Source organism: Streptomyces lycii, assembly GCF_009735685.1.
Lineage (GTDB): Bacteria > Actinomycetota > Actinomycetes > Streptomycetales > Streptomycetaceae > Streptomyces > Streptomyces lycii.
This window is the reverse complement of record NZ_WHPN01000419.1, coordinates 1-12,426: the sequence shown is the minus strand read 5'-3', so window position 1 is coordinate 12,426 and position 12,426 is coordinate 1. Positions and strand designations below refer to the sequence as shown.

9 protein-coding genes and 1 pseudogene are annotated in these 12,426 nt (G+C 73.7%); 3 read left to right on the top strand and 7 right to left on the bottom strand.

Annotation, left to right across the window (positions count from 1 at the left end; translation table 11 throughout):
* Nucleotides 1-354 precede the first annotated feature (354 nt).
* The 3 genes from GCU69_RS29850 (at nucleotide 355) to GCU69_RS29840 (ending at nucleotide 3,379) form a co-directional block, all read left to right on the top strand.
* Nucleotides 355-2,574 (top strand): carbon starvation CstA family protein, encoded by a 2,220-nt coding sequence (locus GCU69_RS29850; protein WP_098750002.1) that lies wholly within the window; start codon nucleotides 355-357, stop codon nucleotides 2,572-2,574.
* Entirely contained in the window at nucleotides 2,571-2,777 is a 207-nt protein-coding gene (locus tag GCU69_RS29845; protein ID WP_156207756.1) for a YbdD/YjiX family protein, read from the top strand. Before GCU69_RS29850 ends, GCU69_RS29845 begins: the two co-directional genes overlap by 4 nt.
* Before the next feature lie 89 nt (nucleotides 2,778-2,866).
* Nucleotides 2,867-3,379: a GNAT family N-acetyltransferase gene (locus tag GCU69_RS29840; RefSeq protein WP_156207755.1), complete on the top strand. Its 513-nt coding sequence runs from the start codon at nucleotides 2,867-2,869 to the stop codon at nucleotides 3,377-3,379.
* Nucleotides 3,380-3,471: 92 nt separating this feature from the next.
* Here GCU69_RS29840 and GCU69_RS29835 read toward each other — a convergent pair whose 3' ends face one another.
* The 7 genes and pseudogenes from GCU69_RS29835 to GCU69_RS29805 all read right to left on the bottom strand — a co-directional run bounded on the left by GCU69_RS29835 (nucleotide 3,472) and on the right by GCU69_RS29805 (nucleotide 12,111).
* A complete protein-coding gene (locus GCU69_RS29835; RefSeq protein ID WP_235978792.1) occupies nucleotides 3,472-4,206 on the bottom strand; it encodes a D-Ala-D-Ala carboxypeptidase family metallohydrolase in 735 nt (244 codons plus the stop codon).
* 428 nt (nucleotides 4,207-4,634) lie between these two features.
* Nucleotides 4,635-5,300, bottom strand: a complete 666-nt coding sequence (gene def, locus GCU69_RS29830) for a peptide deformylase (protein WP_098749998.1) — start codon at nucleotides 5,298-5,300, stop codon at nucleotides 4,635-4,637.
* Between the two features lie 71 nt (nucleotides 5,301-5,371).
* Entirely contained in the window at nucleotides 5,372-6,361 is a 990-nt protein-coding gene (locus GCU69_RS29825) for a tetratricopeptide repeat protein (RefSeq protein WP_098749997.1), read from the bottom strand.
* A gap of 501 nt (nucleotides 6,362-6,862) precedes the next feature.
* Nucleotides 6,863-8,095: an HD-GYP domain-containing protein gene (locus tag GCU69_RS29820; RefSeq protein WP_156207767.1), complete on the bottom strand. Its 1,233-nt coding sequence runs from the start codon at nucleotides 8,093-8,095 to the stop codon at nucleotides 6,863-6,865.
* Between the two features lie 614 nt (nucleotides 8,096-8,709).
* Nucleotides 8,710-10,110, bottom strand: a pseudogene (locus GCU69_RS29815) (HD-GYP domain-containing protein); the annotation flags it as partial.
* 922 nt (nucleotides 10,111-11,032) lie between these two features.
* On the bottom strand, nucleotides 11,033-11,422 hold the full coding sequence (gene rsrA / locus GCU69_RS29810; protein ID WP_098749993.1) for a mycothiol system anti-sigma-R factor: 390 nt from the start codon (nucleotides 11,420-11,422) through the stop codon (nucleotides 11,033-11,035).
* Nucleotides 11,419-12,111 (bottom strand): sigma-70 family RNA polymerase sigma factor, encoded by a 693-nt coding sequence (locus tag GCU69_RS29805; RefSeq protein ID WP_218038003.1) that lies wholly within the window; start codon nucleotides 12,109-12,111, stop codon nucleotides 11,419-11,421. Before GCU69_RS29805 ends, rsrA begins: the two co-directional genes overlap by 4 nt.
* Between the last annotated feature and the right edge of the window lie 315 nt (nucleotides 12,112-12,426).

The following is a 12,426-nucleotide window of genomic DNA, read 5'->3' as shown; positions in this document are numbered from 1 at the left end:
GGACCGCTGCGCCCGGCACAGGCCGCGCGCCCGCACCGAGCCGCCGCCCGCCACAAGCCGCGCGTCCGCACAGGCCCCGCCGCCCTGCACAATCCGCGCCGCCCGGCACAGGCCGCCCCGCCCGCACAGGCCGCCCCGCCCGGGGCGGGCGCGCGACGCCACGGCACAGGCCCGCCCGGCCCCCGCAGACCCCTTCGGCAGCCTCCGGAACCGGGGGTCTGACCTGCGCTTTCGGCACCGTGTCCGTACCGGTATGCGGACGCCTAGTGACGTCTCCCGGAACCCTGGCCTAGATTTCCCTGCGCGTAACGAAGGAGATCACGCAGCAGCCAGCGAAGACACGGAGCCGCCGACATGCCTGAGACAGCAGAACCAGCCGCCCCACCGAGTGCGCCCAGAGGCCGCCTCACCCCGAAGTCGATCACCATCTGGACGCTCGTCGGGCTGGTCGGCGCGGCCGGGTGGGCCATGCTGGCGCTGTCGCGCGGCGAGGAGGTGTCGGCCGCCTGGATGGTCGCCGCCGCGCTCGGCTCGTACGCCATCGCCTACCGGTTCTACTCCCGCTTCATCGCCACCCGCGTGCTGCGAGCGGACAAGAACCGCGCCACCCCGGCCGAGCGGCTCGACAACGGTGTGGACTTCCACCCCACCGACCGCCGGGTGCTCCTCGGCCACCACTTCGCGGCCATCGCGGGCGCGGGACCGCTCGTCGGCCCCGTGCTGGCCGCGCAGATGGGTTATCTGCCGGGCACCATCTGGATCATCGTCGGCGTGATCTTCGCCGGCGCCGTCCAGGACATGGTCACCCTGTTCTTCTCGATGCGCCGGGACGGCAAGTCGCTCGGTCAGATGGCCCGGGACGAGATCGGCCCGGTCGGCGGCGCCGCCGCGCTGATCGCCGTCTTCGCCATCATGATCATCCTGCTGGCGGTGCTGGCCCTGGTCGTGGTCAACGCTCTGGCCGGGTCGCCCTGGGGCACCTTCTCCATCGCGATGACGATCCCGATCGCCTTCCTGATGGGCTTCTATCTGCGGGTGCTGCGCCCGGGCCGGGTGACCGAGGTCTCCGTCATCGGCGTCGCGCTGCTGCTCGTCGCGATCGTCGCCGGCAACTGGGTCGCCGAGTCGTCCTGGGCCGACACCTTCACGCTGTCGCCGGGCGCGCTGGTCATCTGGCTGGTGGTGTACGGATTCGTCGCCTCCGTGCTGCCGGTGTGGGTGCTGCTGGCACCGCGCGACTACCTGTCGACCTTCATGAAGATCGGCACCATCACACTGCTCGCCCTGGGCGTCGTCATCGCCCTGCCGAACATGAAGATGGACGCGGTCACCGACTTCGCCTCGCGGGGCGACGGGCCGGTCTTCGCCGGCTCGCTCTTCCCCTTCGTGTTCATCACCATCGCGTGCGGCGCGCTCTCCGGCTTCCACGCCCTGGTCTCCTCGGGCACCACCCCGAAGATGATCCAGAAGGAGACGCAGGTCCGGATGATCGGCTACGGCTCGATGCTGATGGAGTCCTTCGTCGCCGTGATGGCGATGGTGGCCGCCTGCATCATCGACCCGGGCCTGTACTTCGCGATGAACGCCCCGGCGGGTGTCATCGGCGACAGCGTGCAGTCCGCCTCCGAGGCGGTCGCGAACCTCGGCTACAGCATCACGCCCGACCAGCTCGCGGCGGCCGCGAAGGCCGTCGAGGAGGAATCGCTGCTGTCCCGGACGGGCGGCGCGCCGACGCTGGCGGTCGGCATGTCGGAGATCTTCTCCCAGGTCGTCGGCGGCCACGGGATGAAGGCGTTCTGGTACCACTTCGCGATCATGTTCGAGGCGCTGTTCATCCTCACCACGGTGGACGCCGGCACCCGCGTGGGCCGGTTCATGCTCCAGGACATGCTGGGCAACGTCTACAAGCCGTTCAAGAACGTCAGCTGGAAGCCGGGCCTGTGGTTCGCCAGCGCGGTCGTCGTCGGCGCCTGGGGCTACTTCCTGTGGGTCGGCGTGCACGACCCGCTGGGCGGCATCTACCAGCTGTTCCCGCTGTTCGGCATCGCCAACCAGTTGCTGGCCGCCGTCGCGCTGGCCGTCGCCACCACCCTGCTGATCAAGTCCGGACGGCTGAAGTGGGCGTGGATCACGGCCATCCCGCTCGGCTGGGACGTCGCGGTGACCCTCACCGCCAGCTGGCAGAAGATCTTCTCCGAGGACCCGAAGATCGGCTTCTTCGCCCAGCGCGACGTCTACGCGCAGGCCATCGACGACGGCAAGGTCCTGGCCCCCGCGAAGAACATGGACGACATGCACACCGTCGTCACCAACTGCACGGTGGACGGCGTGCTCTCGGCGCTCTTCGCGGTCCTGATCATCCTCGTGCTCGCGGACGCGACCCGGGTCTGCGTCAAGGCGATCCGCAATCCGGCGGAGACCCGGCTCGACGAGGCGCCGTACGTCGAGTCGCGGTACGTCGCCCCGGCCGAACTCTGGCCGACCGCCGAGGAGAAGGCGGAACTGGCCGAGGCCGGCCTCGGCAGCGAGGGCGGACTGCGGAAGGAGAGCGCGGGCGCGGGGAGTTCGTCGTGAACCGCCCGGCGTCCGTCCGGGGCTCCGCCGCCCGCTTCCGCCGGTTCTGGCGGGAACTCTCCGGCGAGGCGGTGTACGACCGGTACGTCGAGCACGCGCGGAAGCACGACCCGTGCGCCGAGGTGCTGAGCCGCCGGGAGTTCGAGCGGCAGCGCACGGACGCCCGCGAGGCCGACCCCCGTGAGGGTTTCCGCTGCTGCTGAGGCACGGACGGCGCCCGCGTGGCGCCGCAGGTGACGGCCCCGCCCGAAAAGGCGGGGCCGTCGCCGTTCCCGGGGACCACACTGCTCGCATGGACATCTCGATTCGTACGGCCCGCCCCGAGGAGTACGCCTCCCTCGGGGAGCTGACCGCGCGGGCCTATCTCGGTGACGGCCTGCTCACCTTCGGCGAGGCGGACGCCTATCTGCAGGAGCTGCGCGACGTGGCCCGGCGGGCCCGGCACGCGGAGATCCTGGTCGCCGCCGACCGGTCCGACGGCACGCCCCTCGGCTGTGTCTCCCATGTGCTGCCGGGAAGCCCGTACGCGGACCTGGCGGGTGACGGGGAGGCCGAGTTCCGGATGCTCGCGGTCGCCCGCGAGGCCCGGGGCCGGGGCGCGGGCGAGGCCCTGGTGCGCGCCTGTCTGGACCGGTCCCGGCAGGCGGGGGCGGCCCGGGTGGCGATCTGCAGCCAGCAGCAGATGCTGGCGGCGCACCGGCTGTACCGGCGGCTGGGCTTCGAGCGGGCGCCGGAGCGGGACTGGGACCCGCTGCCGGGCTTCACCCTGTGGGCCTTCACCTGCGAGCTGACGCCCGGGGCGTGACAGGCGCCGACGCGAACGCCGCACCGCGCGCGGAGGGCCGCCCGGCTGCTGCCGGGCGGCCCTCGCGGGGTTCGGGGTGAGCTGCGGGGTGCTCAGATACCGCAGTTGGGCGCGGACCAGAAGCGGCTGCTGCTGTGATCCAGGTGCACGTGGTCGTTGTGGTCCGGGTAGCCCGGGCCGAGGATCGTGTTGAAGCCGTGGCTGCGGGCCTGCTTGGCCAGGGTGCAGAAGGAGTGCGAGCCGACCAGGTCGATGGCGTACCCGTACATGTGACGGCTGTTGGAGGCGCCGCCCACGGCCGCGTTGCAGGAGACGGAGCGGAAGCCGCTGCTGAGGTTGATCGCCTTGTCACCGAGGGCGTGCCGCAGCGCCTCCAGCTTCCACATGGTCCGCAGCGCGTTGGACTTGGCGGTGGCCGCGGAGACCTTGCCGCCGGACCAGTCGCTGTTGCACTTGTTCATCTCGGCGTAGGTGAAGTGCGCCGGGGTGCAGTCGTTGTCCTGCAGTTCGTAGAGCTTGGCGAAGGTGTTGGGGCCGGCGACGCCGTCGGCGCTCAGACCGTACGCCTGCTGGAAGCGCTTGACGGCGGCGGCGGTCGCGGGGCCGTAGGAGCCGTCGAGGGCCAGGACGCCGCCGTAGCCGGGATAGCCGGCGACGCGGATCTGGAGCTGGGTCACGTCGGCCCCGGACGCTCCCTGGGAGAGGGTGCGGGACCAGGTGTAGCAGCCGTCGGCGTGGGCGGTGCCGGCGGTGGCGATGGTGCCGGCCGTCAAGCCAGCCATGAGCATGACAAACGTGAGCAGGAGTCGTGTGGCGCGTCTGGGCACGGGGGCCTCCCTGCGGTCGGGGTCACCGGTACGCGGTCCGAGTCACCGGTGAAAAGTGACACCCACGAGATTGGCGGGCCGTTCAACGCGCGTCAACCGTACGAAAGACGAACAAAAGGCGGCGGAATCCGCGAAGGATGCCGCCGCCGTGTGACGACCCGTCGGGCGCGCGGGTGTGACGCCGTGTGACACGCCGTCGGGCCCGCGGGTGTGACGCCGCGTGACGCCTCGTCGGGCGCGCGGGGGTGAGCCGTGTGACGGGCGCGGGGAGGGTCGTTCCAGCCCGGCCGGTGCGGGGGGGCGTTCAGCCTGGCCGGCGCGCAATGAGGGCCGCATCACAGCCTGGTCGGCGCGCCGGGAGGGCCGCTCAGCCTTGCCGGCGCGCAGTGAGGCCCGTTTCCGGCGGCCGGTGGACGCCGCCGCTCCGCTCAGTCGTTCGGCACCGTCTCGTACCGCGGGGTGCCCTCCGCCATCTGCCGCAGGGCCTCCTTGCGTTCCCGCTTGGAGAGCCGGTCGATGTAGAGATAGCCGTTGAGGTGGTCGGTCTCGTGCTGGAGGCAGCGGGCGAAGTAGCCCGTGCCCTGGACGGCGATCGGGTTGCCGCGGGCGTCCTGGCCGCGGCAGACCGCGTAGTCGGGCCGCGCCAGCTCGGCGTACGCCGTCGGGACCGACAGGCAGCCCTCGCCCGAGTCGTCCAGCACCCGGCGCTCGGCCGGCAGGTCCTCGATCACCGGGTTGCAGATCGCGCCGACATGCCGGACACCGTTGTCGTCCGGGCAGTCGTAGACGAAGACGCGCAGGTCCACGCCGATCTGGTTGGCTGCCAGCCCAACGCCCTCCGCCGCCCGCTGGCTGGCGAACATGTCGTCGATCAGCTGCGCGAGCCCGTCGTCGAACTCGGTGACGTCCCGGCACCGCTTGTGCAGCACGGGATTGCCGACGACGGTGATCGGCCGGACCGTCCCGCGCGCGCGGTGAGCCGCCTCGCGCTCCTCGGCGTCCACCGTGTCGTCGGTGAACTCCGGCGCCTCCGCGGTGTCCGGGGACGCCTTCCCGCCCGCCACCTGCTGCCCGCTGTCCTGCTGCGTCGCCATGTCCGCCGTAAGCCTTCCCTGTGAACCCTCGTGCTGCTGCCCGTACAGGGTACGGGCCGCGGGAAGCGCGCTCAGCAGACCTCTTCGAGATCCCGCCACGCCCGGGTGTCCGGGCTGTCCGCGACCCAGCCGTCGAGCAGTCCGCGCACGAGGCCGGCCGGGGCGGCTATGCCGCACTCGCGCTCCGCCACCCACAGGTCGCCCGAGGTGCGGTGGCCCAGCGGGCCGGGGTGCCCCGGCTCACTGTGGTCGTGCGGGTCCAGATGGCCGCCCTCGCCCTCGTCGCTCGGCATCCGGCTCTCCGAACACGTCCGGCACAGCAGCCGCACCGACGACGACCAGTCCTCGGCGGCGAAACCGGCGTCCGCCGCGAGCCGCTCCAGGGCGTCCCGGTCCGCCTCCGTCGCCGCCTCCAGCAGCACCACCCAGGTCGGGACCGGGGACGGCGCCCAGAGCTCGATCTCGTCGAAGACGGGATACGAGGGACCGGCGGCCGTGGTCCGCTCGCCGTGCGGCACACCGTCGTGCAGCACGACCTCGCCCCAGCGGCGGCCGGACGACGGCAGCGGGATGCTCAGCACCTCGATCCGCGCCGGGTCCAGCCGGCGTCCCCAGACCACCTCGGCCTCGCCCTCCGGCGACAGCCGCACCGCCGCGCTGCCCAGATCCATCCCGACCGGCTCGTCCACCGGCGCCTCGGCGCCCTGGTCGCCCCGCACCTTGAGGCCGTACGCCTGCCAGGCGCGCCGGGCCAGCGGCCAGTCCTGGAGCGCGGTGGCGGCGATGCCGACGTTCCACCAGTCCGGGGCGCCGGTCTCCCGGTCGAGCAGGGCGACGGCGCGCAGGCCCGCGGTGCGCGCCTGCTCCCAGTCGTGCCGGAACTTGTGCAGCAGGGCGAGGTTGAACCAGGACTCCGAGATCCAGGGCTCCAGGTCGGCGGCGCGGGTGAGAAGGGTGCCCGCGTCCTCGTACCGACCGTCGCCGATCAGCGTGAAAGCGCGGTCCGTCGCCTGCCGCCACGAGGCGGAGGGCCGATGCCGTACCTTGCCGAAGATCCTCACGATTCCCGCCTGCCGGTTGTCTCCGAGTCCTTGACCGCCCGCCGCGGCCGGCCACGATCCTGCACCTGAGAGGTGTGCCGTCCTCCTTGAGGACAACCTGCCACACTTCGTCCGACGTCTCAGCCCGGCCCCCACGGCCGGACTCCGCACCCCCGGGCGCCGCCGGAGGTGCTTCCCTGCTCCTTGCCATGTAAAAGGCGCCCCAACCCCCTGCTTCTTCCCGCATCCAACCATGCGGCTGTGACGGACGGCTCCTTACCGACCGGTCACCTGGAGGGGCCGGGACGGGAGGCCGTACGGCGGCCGCAGCGGGGGCGGCGAGCGGCGGCGGGGAGGTCGGCCGGACCGGTCCGGACCGGGGGCAGCCGGGGCCGGGGGACGGACCCGGGTCGGCCGAGGCCGAGGCCGGGGCCGGGGCCGGGGCCGGTCCGGAACGGGGTCGGGATCGGGATCGGGATCGGGATCAGCGTCGGGGTCGGGGTCGGGGTCGGGGTGAGACCGCTAGAGCAGCGCGCCGTTCCGGGCGAGCGCCCGGGCGAGCGCCTCCACCACCCGCGGTTCGTACGTCTCCGCCGTGGCCAGCCGGAGCCCCTCCAGGGCGCTCAGCGGGCCCGCCACGGGCCCGCCGCCGCACGCCAGGGTGTCGAAGTCGTCGACCGCCCGGATGACGCGCGCGGGCAGCGGCTGTTCGCGGTACGGGTCCCCGAGCCGTTCCACCACGACCGCGACCTCCTCCGGCACGCCCGTCTGCCGTACGACCGCGCCGCCGAGCCGGGCGACCCTGCGCCGCTGCTCCGCCGTCAGCGGCCCCGCCTCCCCGCCGGGGGCCGGATCCGGCATCGACAGCCGGCCGATGTCGTGCATCAGCGCCGCGTACTCCAGGACGGTGAGGCCGGGCTCGGACAGCCCCAGTTCGCGCCCGGTGGCCCGGCTCAGTTCGGCGACCCGCCGCGCGTGGCCGGCCGGGGTGCAGCCCGCGATCTCCGTGGCGCGGGCGAGGGACGTGATCGTCTGCCGGTAGGTGGCCCGCACGGCCGCGTAACGGCGGCAGGCGAACTGCGAGAGCAGCAGCGGCAGGCAGATCACCGGCAGCGCCCACAGCCCCGCCACAGCGACCGCGAGCGCCATCACCGCGCCGGTCGCGCACATCGCGGAGCCGATCCCCACGAGCGCCCGCAGTTCCTCGCGCAGCAGCGGGCCGAGCGGCCAGCCGGTGCGGGAGCGGGACAGCAGCGCGCACAGCAACGCGTCGCAGAGGGCGGTGAGGACCAGCAGCAGGAGCAGGAAGAGGGCGTGGTACGGGCCGTGGCCGGTCCACTCCCCCAGCGTGCCGGAGCTGTGCAGCGGCTGGTAGCAGGTGGCGGCGAAGCCCGCGCACAGCACGCGCCGGGACAGCTGGTCGGGGACGGGTTCCCGGCCGAGGGCCACGTGCGGGGCGGTCCCGGCCAGGCCGGCGGCGAGCACCACGGCGACCACCTGCCCCACCCCCGGTCCGCCCGGTTCCCCGCCGACCTCGCCGAGCAGCGCGTACGCGAGGGCCCCGGCGGCACCGAGCGGAGCGGCCTCGCGGTGGGCCGGCCCCCACCGGAGGAACTCGCCGGACGCGATCAGCAGGCCGAAGGCCAGTGCCGTTCCCGGGTACGCGATTCCCTGCCGGAGCGTCCAGGCCAGCGCGCAGGCGGCCGCCAGGGCTGCCGCGGTGTGCAGAAGGACCGGGAAGGAGAGGCGGGGCAGGGAGCGGGGCCGGCGACGGTCCGGCCCGGCCTCCGGCCGCGTGTCCCCCTCCGGGGACGGCTCGGCCGGGGCCTTCCGCGGTACCGCTCTCACCGGTGGCCGTCCTCGGAGGAGGCGCCCGCGGGGCGGCGGCCCCGCCCTCGCGGGATCACGGCACCGCGGGCGGGCTCCGGGCCGGAATGCCGGCCGGGCGTGGCCGGACCTGCCTCCGGAACGGACTCCGGGACGGGATCCGGAACGGACTCCGGGACGGAGGGTGGAGCGGGGGACGGGGCGGAATCCGGGGCGGACTCCTGCGCGGAGGGCGGGCCGCAATCCGGAGCGGAGGGCCGGCCGGAATCCGGGCTGCGGTCCGGGCTGCGGTCCGCGCTGAGGCCCGGGCTGAGGTCCGGGCTGAGGTCCGGGCTGCGATCCGGGCTGAAGTCCGGGCTGAGGTCCGGGCTGAGGTCCGGGCTGAAGTCCGGGCTGAGGTCCGGGCTGAGGTCCGGGCTGCGATCCGGAACGGCGGGCGGACCGGGCTTCCAGCCGGACTGCGGGCCGGACCCCCGGCTGCTGGGCTGCGGGCCGGGATGGCGGCTGCTGGGATGCGCCCCGGACTTCCGGCTGCTGGGATGCGGGCCGGAGCTGCTGGGCTGCGGCCCGGGATCCCGGCCGGGTCCCGCGGTGGCCTCCCGGCCGGGCTCCTCAGGGGCCTCCCGGCCGGGATCCGGAGCGGCTGGTGGCCGGGGCGGCATGTCGGCGGTGACCGCCGGGTGCCAGCCGTGGCGGTCGATCGCCCGGGCCAGGGCGCGGACCATGCGCGGGTCGAACTGCGTTCCGGCGCAGCGCCGGAGTTCGGTGACCGCGGCCTCCACCGGCCGCGCGCGCCGGTAGGAGCGGTTCGAGGTCATCGCGTCGAAGGCGTCGGCGACGGCGACGACCCGCGCGAACTCCGGTATCCGGTGCCCGGAGAGCCCGTACGGGTATCCGCTGCCGTCCAGCCGCTCGTGGTGGTGCAGGATCGCGGCCCGCGCCTCCTCCAGGAAGGCGATGCCGCGCACGATCTCGTGGCCGTACTCGGGGTGGAGTTCGATGACCCGGCGCTCCTCGGGGGTCAGCGGGCCGTCCTTGCGCAGCAGCCGAGTGGGCACCCCGAGCTTGCCGATGTCGTGCAGGAGTCCGGCGAAGCGCACGGCCTCCAGCCGGTCGTCGGCCATGCCCAGCTCACCGGCGATCAGGGCGGAGGCGCGGCCCACGCGCTCGCCGTGGCCCCGGGTGTAGCGGTCCTTGATGTCGACCGCCTGGACCAGCGCCCGGATGGTGGACCGGTGTGCGGTGCGCTCCCGGTGGTACTGCGCGTACATCCAGCAGGAGATGTACATCGGCAGCAGCACCAGCAGGGCGGCGACCGGGCCGTACGGACTGAGCCAGAGGACGGACATCAGCAACCCGGCGAGGCCGTGCGCGAGATACGGCGCCACGGTGCGCGGCAGCCCGGCGCAGGCGGTGCCGGCCGGCATCCGTTCGGCCGTCACCAGAACGCCGCACTCCAGCAGGCCGAGCACGCAGCAGAAGGCCAGCGCGCCGGCGACGGCGGGCAGCAGCGCGTACGGGAAGTCGGCGGCCTCGACCGGCCGTCCGCCGCCGCCGGGGGCCAGCGCGCGGAAGACGTGCCCGGCGGCGAAGGCGGAGAGGGCCAGTTGGGCGGCGTGCCAGACGCGGCGCGGCCACGCGGGACGGCGCCCGACGCGGCCGGCGAGGGCACCGGGGACGGCGACGAGGGCCGCCGCCGAGGGGGACAGCAGAAACGTCCCGGCCAGCAGGACCGGTACGAACGAACCCATGTCGGCCGGCGCCCGGTGCCCCATGAGGGGACACCGGGTGAGCTGCTCACAGACCGCGTACAGGAAGGCGAGCAGCGCGACGGCCGCCCACGGAGTGCCGGCGTCCGGGCGCACGGCGGGAGCCGCGCAGAGCCCCGCGGCGAGCACGGCGCACAGGATGTACGCGCACGCCCCCGGCGGCACGACTCGCATCGGGTCTCCTCCCCGCGATCCCCTGCGCGCGCCTGTGCGAGGGGGCCAGGGTGGGGAGAATAGGACCGCGCCCGGAGCGCGGGGGGGAGAAACCGTGCGTTGGCCCGTCCGGGCAGGCCGGGATTCGCACCATCGGGTGAAGTGTCGGCCCTCAGCCCGAATAACACCGGGGCGCCGAGTCCCGTTCGCCGCCGCCTCGGGCGGAGTCCGCCTGGCGCTCACCGCTGCGCGAGGCGCTGCCGAAGCCGCAGGCGTACGCGGACGTGGACGTGAACGTGGACGCGGACGCCGTGCCGGATCGCACCGGCTGCGGTGGACCGCACCGGACCCGCTGCGGTCGCGGGACCGGCTGTCGTGACGGGACCGGCTGCGGTGGACCGGACCGACTGGTCGCGGGACCGGCTGTCGTGACGGGACCGGTTGCGGAGGACCGGACCGACTGGTCGCGGGACCGGAAGGACCCCGTCGGGCCGGCCGGGTGCCGCCTCGGACACCACTGCGGGCCGTGACTCGGCTGGGCGCGCGGCCACCGTCCCGGGCGCCCCGGACGCCCGAAGGCCGCCCGGGGTGGCACCGGGCGCGCTCGGATACGGCTCGGTCACCGCAGGACGCGCGGACACCGCCCCGGTGAAGCACTCTGCGTGCTCGGCACCTGGGAGCTGCTCGCTGCCGCCCTGCCACGGCGGCCGGAGCGGATCGGGATCGCCGACGACCAGCACTCATGTACCGGCTTGCCGCTCGCACACCGGCCGACGGTTGCGTGACCCGGCTGCCGCTTCCGCAACGGCAGGCGCTCGTGCACCGGCCGCGGACGCTCAGGTGTGTCCGTCCGGCTCGGGGAACCCCGGGCAGCAGAGGACCGCGCGGGGATGTCACGCGTGGGCGCCGGGAAGCGGGCGCCGGACGGGGCCCGGCTACGGCCTCAGGCCGAGTCGGCGCGGGCGGTGGCCGTCGAGGGGCCGGTCGCCGGGCCGGAGGACGCGTCCGCCTCGCCCGGTTCGGCCGCCTCGCGGTCCGCGATGTGCTGTTCCATCACCGACCGGTCCGGCAGGGTCTCCCCCGCCCGGACCAGTTCGATCCGGCCCATGACCTTGGACCGCAGGTCGGACGGAACGTCGTCGTGCCCGCAGCAGCGCTTCACGAGCTTCTTGACGGCCTGCTCCAGTCCGTACTTCTCCAGGCACGGGGAGCACTCGTCGAAGTGCACCTCGAACTTGGCGCAGTCCCCCTCGGGCATCTCCCGGTCGAGGAACTCGTAGAGGTGGTCGAGCACCTCCGAGCAGTCAGTCTCGTGTGGGTCTCCGCAGCTCATGAGCCCGAGCCTTTCGAATCGTGCGACTCACTCGACGCGGCGCCGGCCCCTGCGGGAACCAGCCCGCGCTCGCGGGCGTAGTCCTCCAGCAGGCCGCGCAGCTGACGACGACCGCGGTGCAGGCGGGACATCACCGTGCCGATGGGTGTACCCATGATGTCCGCGATCTCCTTGTACGCAAACCCCTCGACGTCCGCGAGATAGACCGCGATGCGGAACTCCTCGGGAATCGCCTGCAGCGCGGACTTCACGTCCGAGTCGGGCAGGTGGTCCAGCGCCTGCGACTCCGCGGAGCGCAGACCGGTGGACATGTGCGACTCGGCGCGGGCGAGCTGCCAGTCCTCGATCTCCTCGGCAGCGCTGCGCTGGGGCTCGCGCTGCTTCTTGCGGTACGAGTTGATGAAGGTGTTGGTGAGGATCCGGTAGAGCCATGCCTTGAGGTTGGTGCCCTCGCGGAACTGGTGGAACGAGCCGTACGCCTTCGCGTACGTCTCCTGCACCAGGTCCTCGGCGTCCGCCGGATTACGGGTCATGCGCAGCGCGGCGGAGTACATCTGGTCGAGGAACTGGAGGGCGTCCCGCTCGAAACGCGCGCTGCGCTCGGCCGCGGTCTCGGTCGCGCGCACCTCCTCCGGCTTCCCGGCACGGCCGTCGTCGGTCCCTGCGTCGGTCCCAGTGACCGGACCCACCTCCTCCAGCGACGTCGCGGAACCAAGACCGGTCCCGCTCGAATCGGAGGATAGACGACGATCGGCTCCCGCCGCCGCCCGAGCTGACGCGGGCGCGGCCAGCGTGACGCGCGACCACTCCGATCCGGTGGTCTGCGGGCGCGCGGGGCACTCGATCGAACCCATGGGGCGGACTTCCTCTCGTCGTGCTTGCCGGCCGTATCTGCGGACGCTCCCCACAACACACATGCCGGGTGCCGCATTCCCGGGCCCGGGCGGCCGTCCGTGAGGTGTCTCACACGGGCGCCCGGGGGGCCGGGGTACGCGGGGCGGCGC

Excerpts from the sequence above, each read along its gene's own strand:
- rsrA (WP_098749993.1), bottom strand. The coding sequence starts at position 11,422 with ATGAGCTGCGGAGACCCACACGAGACTGACTGCTCGGAGGTGCTCGAC.
- GCU69_RS29840 (WP_156207755.1), top strand. The coding sequence starts at position 2,867 with ATGGACATCTCGATTCGTACGGCCCGCCCCGAGGAGTACGCCTCCCTC.
- GCU69_RS29850 (WP_098750002.1), top strand. The coding sequence starts at position 355 with ATGCCTGAGACAGCAGAACCAGCCGCCCCACCGAGTGCGCCCAGAGGC.
- def (WP_098749998.1), bottom strand. The coding sequence starts at position 5,300 with ATGGCGACGCAGCAGGACAGCGGGCAGCAGGTGGCGGGCGGGAAGGCG.